The 22521-nt window shown below is 62.1% G+C and carries 41 protein-coding genes and 1 tRNA gene; 1 reads left to right on the top strand and 41 read right to left on the bottom strand.

Annotation, left to right across the window (positions count from 1 at the left end; all coding sequences use genetic code 11):
* Positions 1 to 122: 122 nt before the first annotated feature.
* The 41 genes from AACL56_RS21680 to AACL56_RS21880 form a co-directional block, all read right to left on the bottom strand.
* Complete coding sequence (locus tag AACL56_RS21680) at positions 123 to 503, bottom strand: phage tail assembly chaperone family protein, TAC (RefSeq protein WP_339091866.1); 381 nt, start codon at positions 501 to 503, stop codon at positions 123 to 125.
* Positions 500 to 973, bottom strand: coding sequence for a phage tail tube protein (locus AACL56_RS21685; protein ID WP_339091867.1), 474 nt, complete (start codon positions 971 to 973; stop codon positions 500 to 502). Before AACL56_RS21685 ends, AACL56_RS21680 begins: the two co-directional genes overlap by 4 nt.
* Positions 974 to 1042: 69 nt before the next feature.
* On the bottom strand, positions 1043 to 1405 hold the full coding sequence (locus AACL56_RS21690; protein ID WP_339091868.1) for a DUF3168 domain-containing protein: 363 nt from the start codon (positions 1403 to 1405) through the stop codon (positions 1043 to 1045).
* Positions 1405 to 1905, bottom strand: coding sequence for an HK97-gp10 family putative phage morphogenesis protein (locus AACL56_RS21695; protein WP_339091869.1), 501 nt, complete (start codon positions 1903 to 1905; stop codon positions 1405 to 1407). The genes AACL56_RS21690 and AACL56_RS21695 overlap by 1 nt, the downstream gene beginning before the upstream one ends.
* Positions 1898 to 2116 (bottom strand): hypothetical protein, encoded by a 219-nt coding sequence (locus AACL56_RS21700; RefSeq protein WP_339091870.1) that lies wholly within the window; start codon positions 2114 to 2116, stop codon positions 1898 to 1900. Before AACL56_RS21700 ends, AACL56_RS21695 begins: the two co-directional genes overlap by 8 nt.
* A gap of 25 nt (positions 2117 to 2141) precedes the next feature.
* Positions 2142 to 2807 (bottom strand): glycosyltransferase, encoded by a 666-nt coding sequence (locus AACL56_RS21705; RefSeq protein ID WP_339091871.1) that lies wholly within the window; start codon positions 2805 to 2807, stop codon positions 2142 to 2144.
* A gap of 1 nt (position 2808) precedes the next feature.
* Positions 2809 to 3312 carry a class I SAM-dependent methyltransferase gene (locus tag AACL56_RS21710; RefSeq protein ID WP_339091872.1) on the bottom strand — a complete coding sequence of 168 codons (504 nt, stop codon included), beginning with the start codon at positions 3310 to 3312 and terminating at the stop codon, positions 2809 to 2811.
* Positions 3309 to 4100 carry a hypothetical protein gene (locus tag AACL56_RS21715; RefSeq protein WP_339091873.1) on the bottom strand — a complete coding sequence of 264 codons (792 nt, stop codon included), beginning with the start codon at positions 4098 to 4100 and terminating at the stop codon, positions 3309 to 3311. The genes AACL56_RS21710 and AACL56_RS21715 overlap by 4 nt, the downstream gene beginning before the upstream one ends.
* Positions 4079 to 4912, bottom strand: a complete 834-nt coding sequence (locus AACL56_RS21720; protein WP_339091874.1) for a hypothetical protein — start codon at positions 4910 to 4912, stop codon at positions 4079 to 4081. The genes AACL56_RS21715 and AACL56_RS21720 overlap by 22 nt, the downstream gene beginning before the upstream one ends.
* A complete protein-coding gene (locus tag AACL56_RS21725) occupies positions 4900 to 5577 on the bottom strand; it encodes a hypothetical protein (RefSeq protein WP_339091875.1) in 678 nt (225 codons plus the stop codon). Before AACL56_RS21725 ends, AACL56_RS21720 begins: the two co-directional genes overlap by 13 nt.
* On the bottom strand, positions 5540 to 6079 hold the full coding sequence (locus AACL56_RS21730) for a hypothetical protein (protein ID WP_339091876.1): 540 nt from the start codon (positions 6077 to 6079) through the stop codon (positions 5540 to 5542). The genes AACL56_RS21725 and AACL56_RS21730 overlap by 38 nt, the downstream gene beginning before the upstream one ends.
* Positions 6076 to 6459: a phage head closure protein gene (locus AACL56_RS21735; protein WP_339091877.1), complete on the bottom strand. Its 384-nt coding sequence runs from the start codon at positions 6457 to 6459 to the stop codon at positions 6076 to 6078. Before AACL56_RS21735 ends, AACL56_RS21730 begins: the two co-directional genes overlap by 4 nt.
* The gene (locus AACL56_RS21740; RefSeq protein ID WP_339091878.1) at positions 6456 to 6851 is read right to left on the bottom strand and encodes a hypothetical protein; all 396 of its coding nucleotides are present in this window, start codon (positions 6849 to 6851) and stop codon (positions 6456 to 6458) included. Before AACL56_RS21740 ends, AACL56_RS21735 begins: the two co-directional genes overlap by 4 nt.
* 1 nt (position 6852) lies before the next feature.
* On the bottom strand, positions 6853 to 7617 hold the full coding sequence (locus tag AACL56_RS21745; RefSeq protein WP_339091879.1) for a hypothetical protein: 765 nt from the start codon (positions 7615 to 7617) through the stop codon (positions 6853 to 6855).
* Complete coding sequence (locus AACL56_RS21750; RefSeq protein WP_339091880.1) at positions 7610 to 9046, bottom strand: phage portal protein; 1437 nt, start codon at positions 9044 to 9046, stop codon at positions 7610 to 7612. Before AACL56_RS21750 ends, AACL56_RS21745 begins: the two co-directional genes overlap by 8 nt.
* Complete coding sequence (locus tag AACL56_RS21755) at positions 9043 to 9354, bottom strand: hypothetical protein (RefSeq protein ID WP_339091881.1); 312 nt, start codon at positions 9352 to 9354, stop codon at positions 9043 to 9045. The genes AACL56_RS21750 and AACL56_RS21755 overlap by 4 nt, the downstream gene beginning before the upstream one ends.
* Positions 9355 to 9414: 60 nt before the next feature.
* A complete protein-coding gene (locus AACL56_RS21760; protein ID WP_339091882.1) occupies positions 9415 to 10863 on the bottom strand; it encodes a phage major capsid protein in 1449 nt (482 codons plus the stop codon).
* A gap of 92 nt (positions 10864 to 10955) precedes the next feature.
* A complete protein-coding gene (locus AACL56_RS21765) occupies positions 10956 to 11516 on the bottom strand; it encodes an HK97 family phage prohead protease (protein WP_339091883.1) in 561 nt (186 codons plus the stop codon).
* Between the two features lie 122 nt (positions 11517 to 11638).
* Positions 11639 to 13480: a terminase large subunit gene (locus AACL56_RS21770; protein ID WP_339091884.1), complete on the bottom strand. Its 1842-nt coding sequence runs from the start codon at positions 13478 to 13480 to the stop codon at positions 11639 to 11641.
* Positions 13422 to 13811: a hypothetical protein gene (locus tag AACL56_RS21775; RefSeq protein ID WP_339091885.1), complete on the bottom strand. Its 390-nt coding sequence runs from the start codon at positions 13809 to 13811 to the stop codon at positions 13422 to 13424. Before AACL56_RS21775 ends, AACL56_RS21770 begins: the two co-directional genes overlap by 59 nt.
* A gap of 174 nt (positions 13812 to 13985) precedes the next feature.
* Positions 13986 to 14336 (bottom strand): HNH endonuclease, encoded by a 351-nt coding sequence (locus tag AACL56_RS21780; RefSeq protein WP_339091886.1) that lies wholly within the window; start codon positions 14334 to 14336, stop codon positions 13986 to 13988.
* Positions 14333 to 14524 carry a hypothetical protein gene (locus AACL56_RS21785; RefSeq protein ID WP_339091887.1) on the bottom strand — a complete coding sequence of 64 codons (192 nt, stop codon included), beginning with the start codon at positions 14522 to 14524 and terminating at the stop codon, positions 14333 to 14335. Before AACL56_RS21785 ends, AACL56_RS21780 begins: the two co-directional genes overlap by 4 nt.
* Entirely contained in the window at positions 14524 to 14985 is a 462-nt protein-coding gene (locus AACL56_RS21790) for a hypothetical protein (RefSeq protein WP_339091888.1), read from the bottom strand. The genes AACL56_RS21785 and AACL56_RS21790 overlap by 1 nt, the downstream gene beginning before the upstream one ends.
* Positions 14950 to 15039 (bottom strand) — tRNA-Ser (locus AACL56_RS21795). Before AACL56_RS21795 ends, AACL56_RS21790 begins: the two co-directional genes overlap by 36 nt.
* A 113-nt stretch (positions 15040 to 15152) precedes the next feature.
* The gene (locus AACL56_RS21800) at positions 15153 to 15557 is read right to left on the bottom strand and encodes a hypothetical protein (RefSeq protein ID WP_339091889.1); all 405 of its coding nucleotides are present in this window, start codon (positions 15555 to 15557) and stop codon (positions 15153 to 15155) included.
* Positions 15526 to 15738: a hypothetical protein gene (locus AACL56_RS21805; protein ID WP_339091890.1), complete on the bottom strand. Its 213-nt coding sequence runs from the start codon at positions 15736 to 15738 to the stop codon at positions 15526 to 15528. Before AACL56_RS21805 ends, AACL56_RS21800 begins: the two co-directional genes overlap by 32 nt.
* On the bottom strand, positions 15735 to 15986 hold the full coding sequence (locus tag AACL56_RS21810) for a hypothetical protein (protein WP_339091891.1): 252 nt from the start codon (positions 15984 to 15986) through the stop codon (positions 15735 to 15737). Before AACL56_RS21810 ends, AACL56_RS21805 begins: the two co-directional genes overlap by 4 nt.
* Positions 15987 to 16001: 15 nt before the next feature.
* The gene (locus AACL56_RS21815) at positions 16002 to 16418 is read right to left on the bottom strand and encodes a hypothetical protein (RefSeq protein WP_339091892.1); all 417 of its coding nucleotides are present in this window, start codon (positions 16416 to 16418) and stop codon (positions 16002 to 16004) included.
* Positions 16415 to 16852, bottom strand: a complete 438-nt coding sequence (locus AACL56_RS21820) for a Ref family recombination enhancement nuclease (protein ID WP_339091893.1) — start codon at positions 16850 to 16852, stop codon at positions 16415 to 16417. The genes AACL56_RS21815 and AACL56_RS21820 overlap by 4 nt, the downstream gene beginning before the upstream one ends.
* Positions 16849 to 17139 carry a hypothetical protein gene (locus tag AACL56_RS21825; RefSeq protein WP_339091894.1) on the bottom strand — a complete coding sequence of 97 codons (291 nt, stop codon included), beginning with the start codon at positions 17137 to 17139 and terminating at the stop codon, positions 16849 to 16851. The genes AACL56_RS21820 and AACL56_RS21825 overlap by 4 nt, the downstream gene beginning before the upstream one ends.
* Positions 17136 to 17486 (bottom strand): HNH endonuclease signature motif containing protein, encoded by a 351-nt coding sequence (locus AACL56_RS21830; RefSeq protein WP_339091895.1) that lies wholly within the window; start codon positions 17484 to 17486, stop codon positions 17136 to 17138. Before AACL56_RS21830 ends, AACL56_RS21825 begins: the two co-directional genes overlap by 4 nt.
* Positions 17483 to 17953 carry a recombination protein NinB gene (locus tag AACL56_RS21835; RefSeq protein ID WP_339091896.1) on the bottom strand — a complete coding sequence of 157 codons (471 nt, stop codon included), beginning with the start codon at positions 17951 to 17953 and terminating at the stop codon, positions 17483 to 17485. The genes AACL56_RS21830 and AACL56_RS21835 overlap by 4 nt, the downstream gene beginning before the upstream one ends.
* On the bottom strand, positions 17950 to 18096 hold the full coding sequence (locus AACL56_RS21840; RefSeq protein ID WP_339091897.1) for a hypothetical protein: 147 nt from the start codon (positions 18094 to 18096) through the stop codon (positions 17950 to 17952). The genes AACL56_RS21835 and AACL56_RS21840 overlap by 4 nt, the downstream gene beginning before the upstream one ends.
* A gap of 89 nt (positions 18097 to 18185) precedes the next feature.
* Positions 18186 to 18659, bottom strand: coding sequence for a hypothetical protein (locus AACL56_RS21845; RefSeq protein WP_339091898.1), 474 nt, complete (start codon positions 18657 to 18659; stop codon positions 18186 to 18188).
* Positions 18660 to 18673: 14 nt separating this feature from the next.
* Positions 18674 to 18889, bottom strand: a complete 216-nt coding sequence (locus AACL56_RS21850) for a hypothetical protein (RefSeq protein WP_339091899.1) — start codon at positions 18887 to 18889, stop codon at positions 18674 to 18676.
* On the bottom strand, positions 18886 to 19725 hold the full coding sequence (locus AACL56_RS21855; RefSeq protein WP_339091900.1) for an ATP-binding protein: 840 nt from the start codon (positions 19723 to 19725) through the stop codon (positions 18886 to 18888). The genes AACL56_RS21850 and AACL56_RS21855 overlap by 4 nt, the downstream gene beginning before the upstream one ends.
* Positions 19709 to 20398, bottom strand: a complete 690-nt coding sequence (locus AACL56_RS21860; protein WP_339091901.1) for a hypothetical protein — start codon at positions 20396 to 20398, stop codon at positions 19709 to 19711. Before AACL56_RS21860 ends, AACL56_RS21855 begins: the two co-directional genes overlap by 17 nt.
* 137 nt (positions 20399 to 20535) lie before the next feature.
* On the bottom strand, positions 20536 to 20778 hold the full coding sequence (locus tag AACL56_RS21865; RefSeq protein WP_339091902.1) for a hypothetical protein: 243 nt from the start codon (positions 20776 to 20778) through the stop codon (positions 20536 to 20538).
* Positions 20778 to 21269, bottom strand: coding sequence for a phage regulatory CII family protein (locus tag AACL56_RS21870; RefSeq protein ID WP_339091903.1), 492 nt, complete (start codon positions 21267 to 21269; stop codon positions 20778 to 20780). Before AACL56_RS21870 ends, AACL56_RS21865 begins: the two co-directional genes overlap by 1 nt.
* 98 nt (positions 21270 to 21367) lie before the next feature.
* Positions 21368 to 21523, bottom strand: a complete 156-nt coding sequence (locus AACL56_RS21875) for a hypothetical protein (RefSeq protein ID WP_339091904.1) — start codon at positions 21521 to 21523, stop codon at positions 21368 to 21370.
* A 3-nt stretch (positions 21524 to 21526) separates the two neighbouring features.
* The gene (locus AACL56_RS21880) at positions 21527 to 21760 is read right to left on the bottom strand and encodes a carph-isopro domain-containing protein (RefSeq protein WP_339091905.1); all 234 of its coding nucleotides are present in this window, start codon (positions 21758 to 21760) and stop codon (positions 21527 to 21529) included.
* A 73-nt stretch (positions 21761 to 21833) separates the two neighbouring features.
* Between AACL56_RS21880 and AACL56_RS21885 the strand changes: the two genes are divergently transcribed.
* Positions 21834 to 22511: a LexA family transcriptional regulator gene (locus tag AACL56_RS21885; RefSeq protein ID WP_339091906.1), complete on the top strand. Its 678-nt coding sequence runs from the start codon at positions 21834 to 21836 to the stop codon at positions 22509 to 22511.
* Positions 22512 to 22521: the final 10 nt, after the last annotated feature.

Below are 22521 nucleotides of genomic sequence, written 5' to 3' on the forward strand. Positions count from 1 at the left end.
CATGCTCTTGGCGATCAGGACAGCAGGCCTGTGGAATCGGTGCATGTCATCGAAGGGGTTGAGCCTGTAGAACTCGATCCATCGTTCGTACTCGCTGATGGTGATCGTGCTCTGCAGCTCGCCTACTGTTTTGCCGAGGGCGAGGGCGAGGACGTGCCAGAACCATTCGTCTCCGCGCTCGGCGAGGCTTTTCCCTTGTCGCCGACTCCATGCAGCGAAAGGATCGCGGCGAAGAGCGCATTGCAAGGGCCGGGCTTGAGCTGCAGCGCCTGGTCGTAGGTCAAAGCCGGCTTCCCGTCGGGCTCGCACAGGCTTGCCGCGATCAGTCTTGCCATGCTGCCCGCGCGCACATCCTCGTCGGCCGACTGCTCTGCGATCTGAAACTTGCGGTAAACCGACACGGGGAGCTCGCGGAAGTGCAGGATATGTGTGCTGCCATCGGCGAGCTCCACCGTGCGCTCGTGCACCTCCGGCGACACGAGGAAGGCGTCGTACTTGCTCATGCCGTGGTCATGTCGAAGTCGACGCTGCCGCTGCGCTGGATGGTGATCGTGCCCTTCCAGATGTCGTTGCCGGCGATGTCGATGTTGATGTCGGACACGTAGCCCTGGAAGATCGCCGAGGCGCGATCCGGCACGGGCTGAAGTACCGCGTTGCTGTCAGCAACAGGAACAGTCGTGCCGTCCGAGGAGTAGATGCCCCACGAAACGACATCGCCCGATTCCTTCAGCGCCAGAAGCTCCTCGTGGCTGATCTCGTTCTTGTGGACGTTGAAGCCCACCGTGACCTGCCCCGGAGTGCCGAGACCGCCAACGAAGGTTTTGTCGGTCGTGTTGTCGAGGCACGAGGTCTCGATCTGGTCCCGCGCGCCACCCAGGCCGGAGATGTTGGTGGCGCAAACCACGCGGTTGACGTCGCCATTCAGCGATGCCCAGTACAGGTCGGTGCCCTGCGATTTGATGACGGTGCCCATGGTGATGGCCTTTCTTTGGTACGAAAAAAAGGCCGCGGAAGGCGGCCTGGTGGAGGAAAAGAGAACCGCTCAGCGCGGCTTTATGAAATCGAACGTGAAGCCGATGCGAAAGCGCTTCGTCTCGAAGTCGCGTTCGTCGGCGATGTATGCGACCAGCTGCGATCCCTTCTCAACCGCAGCGCGAACGGCGCCGGCCAATACGTCGATCTGGTCCTTGTCTTCGGACCAGCAGTCGACCTGCACGCGGAACGTGTCCGCATCTGGTTGCTCAAGCGTGATCTCGGCAGAGCCGCCAGGCACGCTCCAGGTGACATAGGGCTTCAGCACGTCCTGCGGCGCGCTGCCATGGCGGTAGACCCGCGCCGGGTCGTCGCCGATAAGCGCGAGCACCGCTGGCGAGGCAGCGAGCAACGGGTAGACGGCAGGCAGCATCACAATCCCTTCGAAACCTTCCGGATTGCCCGTTCGACACCCTTGCGCAGTTCATCGACGACTGTAGACAGCGCGCGCTCCTTGCTGCTCATGAACGCCGGTGTCATCCAGGGTTCGGCGGGCTGATGCTCATCGCCAAACTCAAGCCACCGTCCGGTCATGACCGCGGTCAGCGGCTTGCCCTTGTTGGTGCGCTCCTCATACTTGCGGCCGCGCGCGATCAGAACACGGTAGCGCTCGCTTGCATTGCTGCGCTGTGGGTTGGGGTCGCGCCGTACCACTACAGCCTTCTCGAGCGTCTTGGTGCTCGCGTAGCCGTTGGCCTGAGTGTTGGCCACCACTCGCCGGACGTTCTCCTGCGCGGCCTTCTGGATCACCACGCCGCCCTTGCGCAGCGCAGCCTTCACAGGGCCGCCGTTCTTGCTGACGATCTCGGGCGGCAGAGCCTTCAAGGCAGCAAGCACGCCGTCGAGGCCGTGCAAGGTCCTGGTGTCAGCCATTCAGACCCCCATAGCTGGGTGGGTCGGGCTGATCAGGCTCGTCGGCGACTTGCGGAAGTTCGTCAGGGAAGTACTCACAGGCGACGGTCACCTGCCCGTCAGCATGGAATTTCACCTCGAACCACTTCGCACCATTGGGGATGCTCAATTCTCTGATGAGCAGGTCACGTAGATCTGCGCCAGTACCGCGATGCATCGAGATTTTCAGCATGTTCGTGACCGAGTTTGGGAGTGCGTCATTGCATTCCCCTGTTCATGATTTCGTGCTCGGCGAACCAGTCGGCCGAGCCGCGCGCGTTCCGGTAGTGCCGGAAGGTGGGCAGACCGGCGGTCCAATGCAGGACTTTCGCTCCTTCCCGCGCCTGGCCCTCGTCGATCAGGACGTTCCACTCTGCGGGCAACGCCCCAATTTCCTTGTTTTCGAAGTGCTTGAACTGCAGCAGGTCGATCGGCTCGGCCAGCGAAAGCATCTTTGGCGTCATCGCGAACCATGCCGCGTGCTCGCAGTTGATCAGCATGGCGCTCGCCCAGTTCTTCCTGCTGTAGTTGCTCTGAAAACACTCCATTTCGGTCCCGACGTACTTGCGTTGGTGCTCGCTTTCGTAGTCGCCATGCTTCACAACTTGCACGGCGAACCGCTTGTCGAATAGCGCGTCGAGCTCCGCCACGTCGGCCAGCATGAGCATGTCGCACGCATCCATGAAGATGGCCCGCCCTTTGAAGCCCATGAGGTAAGGCACCAGGAACCTAGACAGGGTGAAGGTATTCGAGCCCTGCGGCAGTCCCATCGCGGCCAACGGCGTGATTCGGACCGGCTTGGATGCACGCTTGATGACGCTGGCGCAGAAGGTGTGATACCCAGCAGCCTCTCTTTCATCGAACCCGCAGAACAGATCGATCACGTCAGGCCTTTCTAGCCTCGAGACGGAAGTCTCGATGGTCCCGGCCGGCCGGGTGAAACTTCGTCGGTCGCTCCACCACCTTGACGAAACCGTGCGCCTCCAGGAATGGCTTGAGGGTCTCGGGCATCCATCCCCACCGGTGAGCCATGAACTGGTCGCCCTGGCGCGGATCGCCGTACAACCCCCAGTAGCTCAGCTGGTCGGGCTCCTTGCCGCCGCGCATCCGGATGCTTAGGATGTTCTCGCAGCATTTGCGCAGGTTGGGCAGCTCGAGCACCAGGACGCCGCCCGGCTTCAGCAGGCGTGACCACTCGGCTATGACCTCGTCGCACTCCCACCTGTAGAAATGCTCCCAAAGATGGATCGCCATGATCTCGTCGACACTGTCATCCTCCAGCGGGATCGAGTCAGCGCGCGCCACGATGTCAGCCGCCGTCCGCTCGACAGCATCGACGCCCGTATAGCCCTCGATCCGCCGGCCGCCGCATCCGATGTTCAGCTTCATGTACTCGCCATCCTTTTAGCGAAGGCCCACGCCTCCGCAGCCTCATCCGCGCGCCACTGCCACCAGGCAAGACGCTGTAGAAATTCCAGTCTGTTGGCTGCGCTGAACTCTCGAGCCTGCAGCCACATCGCAGCGCCGTCCTCCGCTTCGAACGGAACTCCGGCAATCGTTGCGTCGACCGCGACATTGCTGTGTCGGCAGACCACAAGCGATGCGCCCTGAAGCACCTCTGCAATCAGCTCCCGCGAATCGCTCTCGCATGGCAGTTGCAGCTTTTCGTCGCCCTTCGGACGGAACACGATCCGCCGGCTGGGGAACCGCTTCTGCAGCGCCTTGAGCTTTCGTGCTTCCCACTGCGCAGCGTTCAAGTAGCTGCGCGACTTCTTTCCGAGCCCAACCAGGATGACCGGGCCGCTTGCGTCTCCGTCATCCCTCATCGAAAGGCCTAAGGCATCCCACCGGCTCGGCTCCAGTGGCGTCCGGTTGAGCCAATCCTGCGGGTGATCGCTGTCTATGCACATCCGCAGATGACCCTCGCCCTTTCGCAGTCCTGTGTATCCGAGATCCCAGTGCAGAACCCTTCCGCCTTGAGCGATCTGATGCCGCCTTGCTGCGTCGTGCCGCGAATCACCGATCCCGAAGAGCACCAGCCAATCGCACCCACCGCGGTAGCGACTTGTCTCAATGAGCGAATCGCCGGCGGCCCTGACTGCGCAGGCGAAGCGCTTGAGCAACCGTCTGGCGGTACTCGTCGGCCGCGCCGCGCTCAGAAGCTCGACCGAAGCCATTGCAGGTATGTCGCAGCCACAGAGTCGACGGCCGGCGCGGCCTTCACCAAGCGTCGAGAGGCTGCGAGCCGTTCAGCCGTCGGCGTCAGCGCGTCGAAGGCCGCGGCCAGTTCGTCTGCACTGTCGGCCCAGTGCTCTGCGCCGGATTGCGTCTCCAGATACCCCGCCTCCCTATTGCAGATCACTGGCGTTCCGCTCCCCTGGGCATTCGCCAGCTTCACATTGCTCTTCCAGTTCCTCGGCGCGTAGCCATCGCAATCCCTGAGCGCCAGCACGACGTCGACGTCGGCAAGCTCCGCCGGGTTGACCACGAAAGACCAACCGCGCGCCGCGCACTCTTGTTCTATGACCGGCAACCAGCGCCCCAGGTAGTGAAGCGCACCCTCGTAGCCCACCACCTTGAGCGGCCGAATGGGATTCACCCGAAGACCAGGTCGCGCATGGTGCGGCAGCACCAGCACTGGAACGCCGACGTGGGCGCAGTCAGCAGCCATCTCGTGCGTCGCTGCGACGATCCCTGCAGGCCGTACCGTTCGAACCATCTCCTTCAGCCATTCAAGGCAGCGCTCCCGGTTCCATTCATTCCCTGCTGGCTGGGGCCACGCATCGACCACATCCCAGATCAACGGCACGTTTGCCCGGCGCAGGCGCTGCAGTAGGTCCTCCGTCGGACGCTTCACCAGCACCGCCATGTCGTAACCGTCGAAGGTGCGCGCGTGAGGTTCAGCGGTCGCTCCCATGGCCTGTGCCAGTTGGATGCCGCGGATCTGCCAGCTTCCGCTGGTGCCGCGCCCCGTCATCAGCAATCGCATCGAATCAGCCTCTCGAATGGCTCGCCGCTCTCGATTTCCTTGAGAGTCCATTGAGCCCAAGCCAACCGGTGGAACATTGCCAGCCGCCCGGGGTCTGTGTTGTCCTGCTCGCCGATCCAGCCGGGCATGTGTGATTCAACCCGGATGCCCCACATCAGCGCCTTGATTGCCGCACCGCTGCCCCATGTCACCACTTCGCCAGCCGCGGACAAGTCCTGCTCGAGCGGCACGCATGATCGTGCGCCGGGATGCGCCCGAACACGACCGGCTTGGTGCGCCGCCCAGTCTCTGGGCATCGCCACACCAGCAGGGCCGATGCCGCGCTGCGGGAGTACGACCCGCTCGCCTGCAGTTCTCCATGCATCAAGCCGCACATTCAGACTGTCGAACCGCTCAGGCCCGCCGATCGGGAAGCGCCCCGCCGTGTTGTGCATCCCTCGAGCCAACGAGTACCACTGCCGCCCAGCAAACTCATTCCCCCATGCCGCGTTTTCGGCCACGATGACCGGAAGTCCGCGCGCCTCGTATTGTTTGGCGACCTGGTCAGCGGCGCCAATTCGATTCCAGGTGCAGAACACCTCCGGATCGCCGATCCTCTTCAGACCTTTCTCAAAGGCCGCCCGGCGCTCAGGAACCGTGTAGCGCAGGTTCAGCAAGGCACGCATTGAGACTTGCCGTCGGGTACACGCGCAGCGCTGACCCGGGCGTGCAGTTGATGATCTCCACGCCACGCGGCTGATACCGCTCGAACTGGCGCTTGAAGGCTTCCATACGTTGCGCCGTCGTCGACCTCAGCGAACCGCCGTGTCGGCCAAAGAAATGCTCGCCCGGGCTGTGCAGGTCGAATCCGCACAAAAGGACCGTCGTAGCGCCCATGAGTACTGCCACCTTGACTCCCAGTAGGCCGGAGTTCGTAGCGCTCTCGCCGGCGAGTTTCTCCACTCCCTCCACGTTCTGGTAGTCAACCATGCCGCTGAACTTGCGACCTCTGAAGCGCGCAGCCTCTGGATGCTGACGCCACCACGAAAAATCCGTCGACGCCAGAGCATCAGCCCACGGCGCGAGGCGGTAGGAATCTGAGACCGCAATCACCCTAGCGCGGCCGAGCACCTGGTCGGCGAACGACTGGCACATGCTCGGCCCCGTCGCCAGCACCGCAAAGATCATTGGCCGGTATCGCTCACGCCGGCGCTCACCGGCGAAGTCAAATATTCGAGGCCAGATTCCTTGTCCGGCAAAAACCCGGCCGGGTTGTAGACCGTGCCTCGAGCTCCATTCACCATGTGCACCAGTCGCAGCGCACCGACCATGCCCGGCCGATGCCGGATGACGATTCGCGCCGTCACCTGGGATTGAACTGCCTGCGCTGCCAGAAACTCGCGCGCGCTGAGCGGCTCGATCGCTGCATAGACCTCCGCCACAGAAACCCAGACCTCTTGTGTATCGCCAGTCTCCGGATCTTGAATCACTTCCCCGCTGCTGTCGCGCGCCAGATCCTTGCGTTCGATCAGCACCCTATGGCGGAGGCGACCGGCTGCGAGCGTCATTTCAAGGTGGAGCGGCGAAGCCCCGAAAGCAGATTCGTTGCGCCGGCGCCCAGCACGTAGCCGTGGCCGGATGTGGAAGGCACCGCAGCCGCACCGTCGCCGTCCCTGAAACGGAACTGCGAAGCGATCTCGACCAGCGTTGCAGCCTTGACCACCGGCTTGACGATCGGATCGCCGTTCGAATCCAGCGACACGATCGGATCACCGTTGCTGTCGAGCACTGGCTTGCCGTCGGCACCGAGCACTACCACGTAGGCACGCCACTCTTCCTTCAGCCAGGTCATCACCGCGCCGCTGATGGCCTGAATCATCAGGTTGATCCAGCCGTCGGCTGCATCGTTGTCCATCATCAGCTGCGACTTCACCTCGTCAAGGGTGACCAGGCCTTCCATCTCACGACCCCAACTTGATTGCCGGCGCCGGACCGGCGTTCACGGTTTTGAACGTGGTCTCGCCATCGCGACCGCGGCGCGCGCCGATGATCCAGTCGTCGGACTTCGATTCAGGCTTCGCGGCTGTGTCGGTCTTGGCATAGAAGGTCGAGCCATCGTGAACCCATGCCTCCCCAGCCTTGGCCTTGGTGCCTTCGCGCCAGTAGCCAGCAGGACGGATGCCGCCGGCGGGATAGCGCAATTCCTTCACCCGGCCGGCAGCAGTTGCCTTCAGAGCGATCTCGTGGGTCTCCGGGACGTATTCGAGTTCGAAACCATCCAGGCTCAGGCCATCTTTCCCGTCGACTCCGTCCTTACCCACCACCGGGCCGAGGTTCTTCACATCGCCATTCGTCAGCGTGATCAGGAGAGCGCCAGTGCGATCGATCATGGCGCCAGCGAGACCGAGGCCGTCAGCGCCATTGACGCCATCGGCTCCATCAATTCCATCGCGACCGTCAGTGCCATTGGCCGGAACGGGCATTTGACGCAAAACCTCGGCGACAACGTCGTCGACAACGACTGGGGTGGCGTCTAACCCGTCTCTTCCGTCTCTTGGCGGCGGAAGCGAAGCGACAGCCAAAGCAACAGCGCGCTCGACCTGTGCAGAGACGTCGACAGGTTTGGCAATCTGTGCCTCGAGCTCGCTGATGCGCTTCTGCAGTGGCGCTACTGCCTCTTCGATGAGGTCGGCCATTGCCGCACCAAAGGCTTCCGGGTCAAACATGGGCGTTCCTTTCGTGGTGCTTGCGCCGTTGCTGTGCGGCGCGGATCGCCCGGTGCATCTCGATCTCGGACTTCAGCTTTTTCTCGGCCTCACTGGCTTGGTCCGGAGGCGGCGCATCGGGGGCAGGAGCCGGCGCAGGAGGATTCGGAGGCGGTGGAGCCGGCGGTTGCATGTTCGGGTCCCAGTCCTTGCGATCCTTCAGCATGCCCAGCGGGTAATCCTGCTGCTGACCCCACAACGTGTCTCCGCCTGGTGTCGGAGCCAGGTTGAAGCGCTGGCGGCTTTCGTCCGGCAGCTTGATCTTTCCGCCGACCAGCTTGCTTTCAACCTCGGCGCGCTTGGATTCGTCCATGCGCAGCAGCGGCTCAAGGTCGAGCTCGACGCTCAGGGGTGTGGCGATCTTCAGGCCCTCGTTCAGCAGCGCTTCCATGTGCTCGATGTGCGTCTGCAGCGCGTCCTGGTAGTACATCTGGTTCACGCCGTCGACGCCCAGGCCTGATGGAATCGTGCCGATGCCCACCTTGAACGGCGGGATGCCGAAAGGCTGGCAGATCTGCTCGTCCGAATAGCGCATCTGCTCGACCATCTGGGAATCGATGCTCTTCATGGCGAACGGCGTGAACTTCATGTCCGCACCGATGATGGCCACACGGCCAGCATTCGAGCCTGTGAACTCGGTTTCCCAGTACTTCTTGACGTCGGCCGCGTCTTCCTCAGTCATGCCGGCTGGCGCAGTCAAGATGCCGCCCGGCTGCGCGTTGTTCGCGAAGAACTCGGTCGCACTGCGCATGATCTTCATGTTCTTCAGCGCTGGCCAGTGCGCCGCCGCCAGGGGCGGAATGCCGATCAGGGGATGGTGCAGCGTCATGCACCGATCGTGGATGATCTCGCTCGCCGGCACGATCAGGCCGGCCGCCGGATAGTCTTCGGGGAGCGTGTTCAGCGGGTCCGTGTAGAGCTGGTAGAACACTTCACCACGGTCGGAAACCATGGGCTGCACGCGGCAGGAATCGAGGATGTAGAGGTCGACCACGACATTTCGGTCGTCACGGCGCTTGAGCGCATAGGTGTTGCCATGCGTCAGCTTGGAAATCATCCAGTACTCGCGGAACTGCCCCTGCGTCTGGAACGCGTTCGGCTTCCGAAGGACGGGGTCATAAGACGAATTTGTGGTCGGCGCATAGACGCCTGACTCAAGCCGCCTCTGCAGTGTGAAAGGGAGCTTCCCGATGTCGGAGGCGATGCGGGAAATGCAGGCGTACAGCGTCGGATAGGTCAGCAGGTCGCCGCGCTTCTCTTCAATGTTGCGCTGCCATGCACCGCTGAAGGGCTCAAGAATCCGGCGCCAGCCGTCCCGGAAACCGCTGCCGACGTTGTGCAGCGCCTTCTGAGCGCCTTCGCGCGTGATGCTGAACCCGAGGATCTTCATGCTGACTCGCGCAGGGCCGCACGCACCTTGTCGGCGCCGGCCATGTGGTGAACCTTCACGCCGCGATCTTTCGCCAGGGCGTGCAACTGCTCGCGGTCCATGGCATCGAGGCCGTCACCATCCGTCGTCTCTGCCTCGACTTCGGGAGGCGTGGCCGCCTGAGCCACCATCGGGCGCGTCACCATCGGCTGTGCGGACATGTCGCGGGTCTGGTAGGTGCCAAAGCCTGCCTTGCCGAGCAATTCCGCCTGGCGCTTCGCCATGATCCGGGTGTGCCCGTTCTTGAAAGTGAAATCCACTCTGTCCATTTCGTCTCCTTGAACAGAAAGGGGCCCACATCGGGGCCCCTTTCAATCAGCAGCGATCGATCAGCAGCTGGTGGGCATTCCGTCGATCCACTGGACAGCGCCAGCGCGACGCGGACCCCACCAGACGAAGCGCTCGGCTCGGAATGCGACGCTGTTGGTCTGCCACATCGACACAAGGTTGACGCTCGAAGCGGCCACGGCCGGGTTCGACGAGCCGGCCGGAGTGTCGGACATCTCGATCGAAGCCTGGTCGGTGGCATCCAGTGTCACCGCGCCGTCGTCGGCCAGGAAGATTTCCGATTCATCGACGAGGATGAACGGAGCACCGCCGGAGCCGCCGTTGTTGGCCAGGTACTGCGACACGCGCACCGGCACGCCGTCGAGCGTGCCGCCCATCGGCGTCATGCCGGGGAAGGCGACGGTGCCCAGCGCTTCACGCGAGAGCGACAGCTGACGCGCGACCGCAGGCGTCGTGTAGTACGCCGGGCGTGCACCGAGGTAGGTCGAGTCCCACGGAGCCCACAGCAGCGCGATGGCGCAGCGGACCGATGCCGGATCGCTGTAGTCGATCGTGTTGCTGGCGACAGCCACCGGAGTGACGCCGTTCAGCAGACCGGCCGGCGAGACGTTGGCCACCGCGGCAAGATCCGGGTCGAACAGGTCGGCGTCGATACGCGCGATCACCGTGTCGGCCAGCGAGTCGCGCACCAGTGCGGCGGCCGACGGGTCAGAAAAGCGAGCCAGTTCCTGCGTGATCACCGCGATCGCAGCGATCTTGGTGAACGGGATCACCGTGGCGTTGAAGTCGAACTTCGTCACCGGCTTGGCTTTGCCTTGACCTACCCATGCAGCAGAGCCGCCGCTCGTCTGGCCGCCGATTCGCACGTTGAACGGCGTCGGTCGGAAGTTCGCCTGACCGATCAGCGTGCGGGGGCGCAGGTACTCGATGAAGTCGCCCATGAACGTCTGCGCGTAGACCAGCGGAGCGGCCCAGGTGGCATTCGTCGTGTCACCGGCGGCGACGGTCGCCTTCGCGTGCAGCAGGCTTGCCAGGTCGGCACCTTCGGCTTGTGCCTTAAGGGTCTTGACGACGCTCTCGGTGTGGGGGAAGTGCTTCTCGGCCAGACGAGCAGCGAGCTCGTGATTGCCCTTGGCCTTGGTCAGGCACATGGCGTAGCGCGCGAAAGCGATGCCAGGGTCGAGCTTCTCGACGGTCTTCAGTTGCAGGGGCACCAGCTCAGCTCCGCCGCGGGCGGGCTCGTTGGCCTGGCCGGGCACGATCAGCGCCTTGGCGCTGGCTTTGTCCAGTTCAGCCAGACGAGAGAGACGGGCGATGTCCGCGTCGAGGCGCTTGACCTCGGCTTCGGCTGTGTCGAACTGTTCGGCCTCAGCCGTGTCCATCGAACGGTTCTCGTCGACGGAACGCTGGCCGATTGTCTTGACCTCTTCGAACTTCGCGTCGCGGGTTGCCTTCAGATCGACGATCTGTTCAGCGAAAGTTTTTGCCATGATGGCTCCTTGAAATGCAAAAGGCCGCTCACTAGCGGCCCACGTTGGAGGAAGTGACTCAGCGAGCCCGCGTGCAACAGCGGGCCGGACGGTCAGCGGCGGATCAGAGGGATCGCGCCTTTCAGGTCGCGCGGCACTTCTGCGGCGCGGGTGATCAGTTGGACGCCACGGGTTGCTTCCCGGTGGCTGGCCATTGCTTTGATGGTCTGGATGGTGGCCGAGGCATTCGCCGGGATCGTCACCAGCGACAGCTCGTAGATCTCGGTCTTCATGAAGCGGATGCCACCCTCGTCCATGAACGAGTACTCGAGCGCGCGGAAGCCAATCGACACCCCGCGCACAAGCTTGGCTTTCACCGACTGCCAGGCCATGTCGACCAAATCCTTGAGAGCGCCAGGCTCAGCGATCACCGGCAGGCTGGCCGTGAAGGGGATGCCGTTCTTCGTGGCCTTGCCGAAGGTCGCCATGCCGACGGGCTTGTCGTGCTGGTGCTGCCAGAGCAAAGGGATTTCCTTCGCAAAGGTCGCACCCATGGGGTCAACGACGTCGCCGACACGGTCCGTCTCGGGCGTCGTCGCCATACCGGAAATCGTCCGGCTGTCTTCGTCCAGCGCCTTCACTTCCAGAAGGCTGTATGCGCGATCGATTTTCATTTGGCTTGCGCCTCCATTCGAGCTAGTCGGGCCTGCGCCCGTCTGCACATGCTGGTCATGCCTTTGCGGCACAGCCATTCGGTCAGCTTGCGCTGTCGGTCAATGCATTTGCAGGCCATGTTTCAGCGCGCCGTCGCCAGCACGAGTTTTCGTGGCGCCGTGGCGATCGCGTTGGCTGCCCCGAAGGCCATAGCCAGCGCCACCGCGGCGTCGATCTTGTTGATAGACCGGGTCTTCGCCAGCCAGTGGTTGCCCCATTTGTCCTCTTCGATCACCGCGGACATCATTGCGGAGATCAACACCGGGTTTTTCTTCAGCCGGACGCGGCCCTCGAGCAATGCGTCTTCCAAAAGGCGGAGCGACCCAGGCATCCACAGACCCTCAGGTTTCTCCTTCTTCGCTTCCGCCGCCTTCTTCATCGCCTCGGTCGGGAAGCCCTTCTTCGTGCCGCCCTGCGGGTGCTCGATGAACTCGAGGCTCAAACCCAATTCGGTGACGTCCTCTTCAAATCGCTTGAAGGCGAATCGGTCATAGGCCACCATCTGCACGTTGTAGCGCGCTGCGTCCTCTGCCAACGACTGCGCAACGTGCCGATAGTTGATGTTCTCGCCGGCCGGCGCATGGATGAATCCCTGCGCCTTCCAGACCGTGTACGGGATCTTGTCCCTGAGCTCGCGCGCCTGGATGGTGTCGCCCGGCGTCCAGGCCTCGATCCATGCGTCAAAGGTCGGCTTCTTGTCTGCCGTAAAACCGGTCTGCACCACCGAAGCTTTGGCGGTGATGTCTCGATTCTGCGAAAGGTCCAGACCGACGAAGACCTTGGCCTTCGCGTGTTCGGCCAGATCGAAATCCACAAGGGCCGGTTCCAGCGTGGCCCGGGTCATCCAAGCCGTCTCCGCGTCCGTCCACACACAGAAGTGCAGCCGAAGGATGCCGTTCAACTGGCCGGGGATCGCCTTTGCCTGCGCCACAACATCGCGCAGATAGCTCTCCGTGATCGTCACGCCCAGCAGCGGATTTGCCTTCGCCCAGCATGTCGGGTCCCTCAGCGGGTCGTCGCCGTCGTCCAGCGAGCAGACGTAGCTGAATGTCGTGTCGTCAATGACTTCGCCGACAAAGCAGGGATCATTCACCGCCTCCGTATGCCCTGCGGCCACCTTCACCGCGTGTTCATGCTCCTCCCAGGCAACCGAGTTCCGATCGCTGCCGCTGTTCGTGATCATGAACAGCAGCGGCTGCCGGCGGAACTTGAAGCCCCGTTCCAGCATTTCGATGCTTTTTCGGTCCGGCAGCTCGTGCACTTCGTCGGCCAGAACGAAATGCGGGCGCGGGCCAGATCCAGTCTTGCCCGTGTCACGCGACACCGGCCGGAAGAAGCTCGTAGCTCGGTGGTACGCGATGTTGTACTCTCGACCCTCGCCGCCCGAGAACTCGAGCCGCTTCTTCAGGCCGGCGGATGCCTTCACCATCTTGACCGCGTCGGCGAACAGAATGCCGGCCTGCTCCTTCTTGGCCGCTGCCGCGTAGACCTGGGCGCCAGCCTCGCTGTCTGCTGTAAGACCGTAGAGGCCGATGCCACCAGCAAGCGGGCTCTTGCCGTTGCCTTTGCCCTGCTCGATGAAAGCCCGGCGGAATCGCCTGGTGCCGTCGGCGCGCTTCCATCCGAACAGAGAACCGACGATGAATGCCTGACTCTGGTGCAGCTGGAAAGCCTTGCCTTCGAACTGCCCTTCCGACAGCTTCAGCACTCCCTCGAAGAATCGGAATGCCTTGGCCGCGGCCTCTTCGTCAAAGTACAGCCCGCGGTCTTTGCCCTTCTCAAGATCCTGCAGATGCCGCTTGCAGGCGTTGCGAACGTGCGGGCCGGCAGCTACATCGCCAGCCACAACGGCCAGCGCATATGACCTAGTGCGGTCGACCGAAGAACTCGTTTGACGGGTCTTCGTCGTCTTCGTCGCCGCCATGATTCACCTTGCTGACGTCCACTGGCGTCGCGCCAAGCTTGGACATGATCGAGGCCAAGGCGCTAGATGCAGCCACCCCTAAATCGTCCTTTTCCATGCGTGCAACCCATGAGCACGCTAGGCGCACCAGCACTCGATCCGAGCTTGTCAGCCACGGCATCTCAAATTGAATTTCAGCCCACGCCGCTTTTTGCTCCGACGTCATGGTTGCGTAGGGCTCACCCAGCGGGCGGGTCTGCTTCGGAGCGCTGCGCCCCTTGAATCGAGCAGCATTCTTCGAAGCTGCCCCGGACACCTCAGCCTTTGCCTTTGGTGTTCTCTGTCGTGGCATGTGACCTATATCCTGAATTGTGGATGTGAAAAGAAAGGTTGGCGCCCGGTCAGGAAGCCGGAGGGGTTCCCGATGGGCGACCTCCCCCGCCCCATTTTGGTGCGTTGCGACGATGCGACGTTGCAAACACACAACATGTCTCTTTTGCGTCACAGTGGTGCATGCAGATGCGGTTCATTCGCATTGAGCCCTTGAATCAATGGCCGGCCATCCGTCTTCGCCGACTCGCACCCGGGCGCGGCCAGACTTCTCCCGCATCTGCTTGTCCGAGTCATGGTGCCGCTTGCACAGGGGTTGCCAGTTGGTCTGGTCCCACATCAGCGTCTGATCGCCTTCGTGCTTCACCTTGTGGTCGACCACAGTGGCCTGGGTCACCTTTCCTTCGGCTGTGCACATGACACACAGCACGTTCTCCGGCTTGGAGAGGAAGGCTTTGCGCTCCCTCTGCCATCTGCCGCCGTAACCGCGCTCTGCTGTCTTGCGCTTGTCTGCGCGCCAGCTGGGTTGGCGAGGCTGGGTAGTCACGCTGACCCGGTAGGTGGCTTTGCCTGATGCATCGCCTTGCGAACCTGCTCGGCCGTAGCCACGTCTCCCACCGTGAAGTTCTGCACCACAGGCTCGGGCAGGCGAGCCCACAGCGCGCGCTGGCCGCAGAACACCACGAAGGTCAGCACCACGTTCAGGACGGACAGGACGATCAGGGCAATAAGCATCAGCGCACCTGCTCACCAAACACTTCGTAGTGATCGACCCGCTGCGGCACTGTCTCGAACACTGTGAATTCGATGCATAGCTTCGCGCCAGGCACCAGCAGTGCAGCGGTATCTTCGTCCGGTGCTGCCAGCGTTAACGCGCCAACAGGGACAAGGCCGGTGGGAAGGTCAGATCTGACAATTCTCAGGACATTGGCTGTCTTATTCCCGCTGGAATCAACGGTCACCGAATCGACCACATAGACGGGGATGTGTGGCATTTGGCACCTCAGAAATAAGAAAGCCCGCACGAGGCGGGCAAGGATCAAGCGCGAACCTGATCGAGGAGACAACTGGCGGAAGCTGAAGGAATCGAACCATGCGCCATCCCTGACGCCCACGGTTTTCAAGACCGCTTTGTGCCCTGCACGGCAGCTTCCATTTGATGGCGGATGGTCGAGGGTTCGAACCTCGGCGGCCATTGCTGGCCGGCTACGGCTTAGCAAGCCGACCCGTTGCCACTCCGGCAACCATCCAGAAACAGAAAAGCCGCCGAGGCTTGCACCTAGACGGCTTGGGAAATTCTGGAGGCACCACTGCCCCACGCGCAGGACTATCGCAAAACGCAATAGCTGTGTCAACTACTATTTCACATCACGCCAGCCGCTAGCAATCGTTTGGTGAGCATGTTGCGAGCCTCCATCAGCACAATGCCGCGCTCCTCGGGGTCACGAGGCAGGCGCGGGCTCATCCATACCTTGTGCCCGGTGTAGCAGTTGCGAGCAATGCAGTAGATCGCCGCACGGTATGGCTCGGGCATGCCTCCTTGCCCACGGCTGTCTCCGCTCACATGGAAGTCGACTGCGGCCATCGCAATTCCCTCCATCTGGCGATCGAGCACATCGCCGGCCGAATCCCACCCGCTGCGGCATTGGGCGTCACGGAAGGTCGGGTCTTCCAGGCGGTCGACGCCGTTCACCGGTTTTCCCTTCATCCAGTGATGCCAGCGGCTGAGGAGGTCGTCAAGAATCGCGGCGGAGTCGTTGTGCATCATGGCTTCCTTCCTGTGCGTAAAAGTCCACCACCGCAATAGGCTGCACGGTGGCGGAGGTGTGGTCGCGGTTGGCGACGATCGCGGCAGCGAGCACCGGCACGTACACGCCAGTGCCCGACGGACGCTTGCCCCATCCGTGGTCGAATAATTGGCGTACTGCGACGTACCCGTCGACGGTCATGGGTGTTCCTTCTCCGGAATTAGGGAAGGATCGATGGTCGGGAACTGCAGCTCTACGGGTTGCTCGGAAGAGCCAAACAGCGCCAGACATCCGTAGCCAACAGCGCCGGCAAACAGCACAGCCAGCGAGAACACATGGAACATGCCCGCTTCGGGACCGCCTTGGGGAAAGTCTCCGAACCAGAGACCAAGGAAACCGGCAGCGCTAAACGCCGCGATGACACCAGCAGCAAATCGATAACTGATCATGACGTCAGCCTCCCGCTATCGACCAACTAATGACGCGATTTCTTTGAGCAGCCAGACCTTCGGAGCAAACCACACAAGCATTGCCGTCGATAGATTTGCAAAGGTCGCGACCCAAAAAAGGACTGCTCCGATGGATCCAAGCCATGCCGCAGCAATGCGATGGCCGAGCCAGTCACCATTGAAAATACTCCAGATCTCTCTCTTGACGACCGCCTCTTGATTGCCCCAACCGTATCGCAATGCGATATAGCTGAATGCCGCCGCGGCCATAGCACAGAGCACCAACAACACAAACGAACTGATGCGGCCATAGACCACGTAGCTTTGCGCGATGTCCGGCAGCTGGGTCATAGCGAAGTCGCCGGCCTTACCAGCCGCCGTCTGGATGCTGCCGAGGATTTCGACCAGCTTCGATTGCAGTTCTTCTTTCATGCCTTCTCTCCTTGCCCCTTAGGCGTGATGTTCAAAAGCTGCAGGGCCTTGTCGAGCATGTCCTGCTCGGTGAAGCCGTAGTGCTTCGGGAAGCCCTTGGTTCCCAGGCCGTGCACTCCGGTGGCGCCGCGGTGGTGCTCAGGGCATAGAGGGATCAGGGTCATCCAGTCGCCCTTTCCCCAGCCTTGGCCGGCGCGGCGGTGGTGCAGCTCCACGTCGGGCGTGAACATGTCCAGCGCCATGTCGCAGCACATGCAGCCGAGCTCGACGAGCCGGGACTTGTGCAGTTGCTCGAGGACGCCGCCTGCAGCGCGCTCGGTCTTCGGGACCGAAACGGGGCTTCCCGTCACGGGCGCGTCATAGGTGCCGCGGCGCTCGACTGGCGCATACAGCGGCTGCGGCCTGCGGATGTAGGGCTTGCGGGCGAATGTCATGCGATCGCCCCCAGTGCCTTGAGCGCCTGTTCCGGCGTCTCCACCACGAAGAGCGGCATGTCTTTCCAGACGGCGTGCCAGTCTGTCTGCGCTGCGGTCAGCTTCCGCGCGCTCTTCACCTTACTGCCATCTTTGACCTCCAGCAGCGACAGCTTGCCGCGGAAGCCGCACAGCAGATCCGGCACACCGTTGCCGACTGCCGCTAGGCTTTGCACCGACACGCCGGCGGCGCGCAGGGCCGAGACGACCTGCGTCTGGTTGGAGTCGACTTTAGCGGCGCGCCTCATGCTGACTCCCGCTCGTAGAAGAACGTGATCTCGGGCAAAGGCTCCAACTTTGACCCGATGTGCTGAAGTCGATGGTATTGCTCCAGTGTGATTACATCGGCGTACTTGGATTGCCCAAGCGCGAGAAAGAGCCTTAGCCATTGCTCACTGCGCTGTCCCTTGGTTGTATTGCACGGCTTGCATGCAGCGCGCATGTTCGCGTCTTCATTGGCCCCACCAAGGGAAACGGGGATGATGTGGTCTACCGTAGCTTCGTCATTCGTGAAGAGGCGCGCGCCGCAATACTGGCACGTCCATTCGTCACGATCCAGCACTCGTGTGCGTTGGAGTTTCTTGGCGAGCTTCACGGTGCCTCTCCCCACGACTTCGGCGTATGCAGCGTGATGCCGCGCTCGACCGCATAGGCGTTCAGCCACTCGATGAAGGCAGCAGCCAGCCGGACCGTGAAGGTGCGCGACTGCTCGCCCACGGCCACGAAGCCAGCATGGTTCAGGGCGGGTAGCAACTTCAGCTCGCCGAACTTTTCCCACTCGGACGACAGCGCCGGATCATCGCGCGTCTCGTGCTTGAAGGCGTCGATCAGCAGGCGCTTCCAGCTTTCGGCGTCGAGCTTCTTGCCGTGCAGCTGGTCCTGCTTCGCGATGTCGGCAATGATCGCGTGGAAGTGGGCGTTCTGCCCGTCCCGGCGCGTCTCTTCCTTGAGCACCAGCCGGTAGCGGTGGCCCGCCATCGTCCCAGGCTTGATGGTGTCCCGGAACATGGCGCTCATGGCGCTATGGGCCTGCTGGGGGTTGATGAGGGCGACGGCGGTCATGCCATGCTCCACTGCGACTCGAGGTCGGCCACGGCCAGCGCCTGCGTGTACCCGATGCCCATCACGAGCCGGCCGTTGAGGACTTGGCGCCGGGCGTGCCAGACTCCGCCGAAGCGGAAAACTTCAACTCCAGCGCCAGCCATTCCGCTTTCTCCCGGCAGTACAGGGCGCAGTTCGGGTGCGGCCTGGAGTTCCGCGCCAGGTGCTCGAGTTCGCGCTGAAGGTCGGACATTCATCGCGCCCCCAGACCAGCAAAAGGGCTGGAGTAGTTACGCCGGAAGTGCCCCGCGCGGATCATGTAGACGTAGGCCTTGGTGATCGAATGCTTTTCGGACATCTCCTGCGCAGACAGACCTGACGTTCGGATCTCTTCGGCAGCCTCTTCACTTAGCTTGCTGGCACGCCGCTTGCCATTGGCGATCTTGGCGTTCCGCCCAGCCGACGCATGCATACGGTTCGTGCGCGCCACAAGCTGCGCTCGGGTGCGAGCGATGATGTGAGCGCCCGCTAGGCAGTTGATATGGCCGCAGTCGACAGACGCCACCCGGTCGGGCGGAAATGGCTTCTGGTGGGCGTCTTCCCAGACAACGCGGCGCAGCTGGATCTGCTTCTGATTCAGCGTGACCACAGGGCCACGAGTCGTGATCGCGCCGGGCCACAGCAGGCAGTCGCCGTTCTCTTCGCAACGCGCGCGGATCTTTTCCATGAGATAGACGCCACTCATGCCGACCCCGCCAGTGAAAAGGTCCGAGTGCCGGAACAGTCGTAGCCGGCCCGGATATCGCGCGGCACTTTGGCATTGCCGGCGCGGTCGCCGAGATACGCCAGTGCCCAGTTGATGTGATGGCCGGGCACCATGGGGTCACGCTGGGCTTGGTCAAGTACGTCGTGGGCAGCGTGCGCCCAACGGTCGAGTGATTCGCGGGCGCGGATCATGCGGCTTCCTTTCGGGCCTGCGGCCGATAGCTGGCCCAATCGAATGGCACCCAGCGCGAAGTTTCGGTCAGGCGGTCAAACGTGCGTTCGCCGATGAACTCCTTAAAACCCTTTTTGTCCTGGTTCGTCAGGAAGATCGACGGCTTCATGTCGCGGTAGCGACGGTCCAGCACATCGAACAAAATCGTCTGTTCGCCATCCGTGCCGTACTGCACGCCGATCTCATCCAGCACCAGCAGCGGCACCTCTGCGAACAGGTTGAGCACCTGCTGCTCGCTACGTTCAGAGTCCTTGCGCCAAGTGCCGCGCACGGTGCGGATCACGCCCATGCAGGTTGTGTAGAGACCGCAATGCTTCGGCATGAGGGCTTGCAACATGGCGGTCGCAAGGTGGCTCTTACCGGTGCCTGGAAGACCCGAAAAAATCAAGCTGTTTCCTCGCTTGGCATTAGCCTCGAAGTCCTGAACGAAGTCGCGGGCGATGCGCAGCGCGGACTGTTGCTCGGGCGTGATGGCGTTGAAGTTGTCGAGCGTGCGGCCGATAAAGCGCGGCGGAATGGCCGCTTCGCCTATCTGGTACTCGAGTTCACGTCGTGCTGCATCGGCCTTCTTCTGCGCTTCGGCTTGGCGCTCATTGGCAAGGCGCTTTTCCTCGCAGGCAGGACAAGGTGTCCAGATCTCGCGCCGGCCCATGTAACGGGCGCCGGCTGACTGGTAAGCGCCATGGGTGGAACATTCCATTTCCCGGTCGCCGAGCTGCTCGCGCATGGTCACAGGCGTGGTGGCCGTGATGGCCTTGTCGACCGATCGGCCAAACTCTTCAGATGAGCGTTCCATCAGCGGTCACTCCTTCGCGGTAATTCATGGTTTGGAATCCGGCGTGCTTCGACGCCATCCGGGGCTTGTTCTTCGGCTCATAGAGGCCCTGCCAGCTGTTTTCGATTGCGTTGTCGATGACCGTCTCGGGCGCGTAGCCAGCGGCCAAGTGCTCGGCAAGTTTCTTGACCTGCAGCCGGGCCGCGTCTTCAGTGATCGGCTTGCCACGCTGCTTGCGGTCGCGAGCCCAGCGTTGCCACACATCTCGATCGAGCCAGTCCGGCAACTCAATGAGGGACGCGTCGAAGCCGCGCGGCTTCTTACTTGCTCCTTCGTTGTTCTTTACTTGTTCCTTAGTTATTCCGTGTCCCGTTTTTGGGACCGTTACTAGGGAAATTTGGGACTGTTCGTAGGGAAATTCGGTACTGTTTGAATCCGTTTTTGGTACCGGTCCCGTTTCCGGTACTGTTTCGTTAACCATCCCGTTTTCGGCACTGTTCGGCCCAGTCGGTGCAGCCGCATCTAACGTTTTTCCATCTCCCGAAGCAGTACCGTTTTTGGGACTGTTCAATCGGTAGACGGCGACCTGTCCGGTGTTACCGCGGCGCTCGCCGGTGTCGACAATGAAACCGGCTTCGCGGAGCCGGCGCATGCCATCGAGCACTGTCTTGCGGTCCTGAGCCGTGAGGTTCACCAGGTGCTGCGTAGAAGGCCAGCAGGTCATGCTCTCCACGCCCTTCCCGTTGACGCAATGAGCCATGGCGACCAAGACGAACTTGGTGGACGACTTGTCAATGGGGGCCTCGAGGGCCCACCTTATGGCATCGAAGCTCAGATGCCGCCCCACACGAGCGCAGAGCGCTTGTCCGCATCGGCTTGCCCTTGCTCACGGCCAGCGATGCTGATGCCGTGGCGCTGGATCGACTGAAGCCCCTTGATGCGGGTCTGCGTAGGCACGCGGGAAGGCGAGATGCCGCGCGCACTGGCAACCGTCGGGAATTGCGGCTTCTGATGCATGAAGTCCGCGGTCTCGTCCATGTCGGCGACCATGGCGTCGGTGAGCGAGTGGTTCATCACGCGACCGCCCGCAGTCCAGGCTTCGAGGCCTCGTGCTTGGCACGGATCTCGTTGAAGGTCTGCATGCTGGTGAAGATGCCTTCAAACAGTTCACGCTGCAGGTTGTTGATGACGTTGTCCGTCAATGCTCCGTTGGGAGAAGAAGCCGCGGCCGATGCAGCTTGCAGCCACTCGCCCAGTTCCTTGAAGTTGCCGGCCAGGCTAGGTGCCATCTCCGACACGGCACCGACCTGCAGCGGCATGAGCACGTAGCCGAGCTCGATGGCCATCGCTTGCAGCGGCGCGTGATCGCCCGATTCCCGGCAAATCGTGATGACCTCCTCCGGGCTGCAGTGCGAACCGTCATCGTTGGGGTTGACCTTGCGGCTCAAGCTGCCATTCGAGATGTGCAGCACCTCTTTCGCCAGCCCCAATGCGCCGTTGGACCCATTGGGCTTGGTGCTTTGGTATTTGCCGACGGCGGTCTGGAGAAGAGCTTTGATGTTCACTGGGTGTCTCCTGTCAAATCGAGGCGTAAGTTGATGTTTCTTTGCTGCAGTGCCGCATCCAAAATCGGGGCATGAAACAACAACAGGTCGCGGAAAAATCACTCAGCCTTCAGGCTGTGGCGCAAAGAGGGCACGAGGAAGGCCAGGGCAACGGCCATGCAGAACAGGCCGCCAGCAAGGCTCTTGTGCTGGATGAACGCCGGCAGAGCGGCGGTGCAGGCTCCGATGAAGCCGAGGGCGAGAAGGGTGCGCATGAGTCAGGCCACCTTCGCTCGCGCCAGTTCAGGCCAGATCGCAGCCCAGTCCTTAGGAAAGAGCTTCTTACGCGTGGTGATGCCACGGGCCTCAGCGATCGGAGCCAAGCGGATCAACTTGTCGTCGGGGATTCGGCCGGACTCTTTCCAGCCAGAAACTGACGGCGCCTTGACGTTGGCGAGCTCGGCTGTAGCAAACGTACCGCCGAGAGCTTCGATGAGTGCGATGTGGTCCATGGAGGCAATATTAGGACTCGCTAATGCCGAAGTCAATAGCCAGTCCTAACATTCTTCCAATTAGGATTTCCTAATGCTCTCCGACCGACTCAAGAAGGCCATGGATGCCGCTGGCATCTCTCAGGCAGAACTGGCCCGCGCCTGCGGAGTGAAGCCGCCTAGCGTGAACGGTTGGCTCAGCGGCAAAGCGAAGTTCCTCAGGGGAGAAAACCTGCTCTCAGCGGCGAAAGCACTGAATGTCTCGCAGCAGTGGCTTGCGAACGGGATAGGCCCGATGCACGCATCATCTGACGAGCAACGCTCAGAAGAAGTCGACCTGGATCAACACCCTGATTTGGAGCCTGTACGAGTGGTCAAGCTTCGGCTGCAGGCAGGCGTCAGCGGCTTTCTCGTGGACCTTGACGAATCAGAGGCGGCACCGATCTTTTTCCGGTCCGACTGGTTGCGCCGTCGGGGCTTGAAGTCTTACAACCTAGTTGCGATCCGCGTTGCAGGCCAGAGCATGGAGCCGACTCTCTTTGCGGATGACGTCGTTGTGGCCAATACTGCGGACAAGGAGCCGAAAGATGGCGAAGTCTTCGCAGTCAACTACGAAGGCGAACCCGTCATCAAGCGGATGTCACGCGAGGGAGGGAGTTGGTGGCTCTCGTCTGACAATCAGGACCAACGGCGGTTCGCCAAGAAGGAATGCACCGGTGACTCCTGCCTTGTCATCGGTCGCATAGTTCATAGGCAAAGTGAGCGAATTTGAGGAGGAGACA

The sequence above is a fragment of the Variovorax paradoxus genome (assembly GCF_902712855.1).
Lineage (GTDB): Bacteria > Pseudomonadota > Gammaproteobacteria > Burkholderiales > Burkholderiaceae_C > Variovorax > Variovorax paradoxus_Q.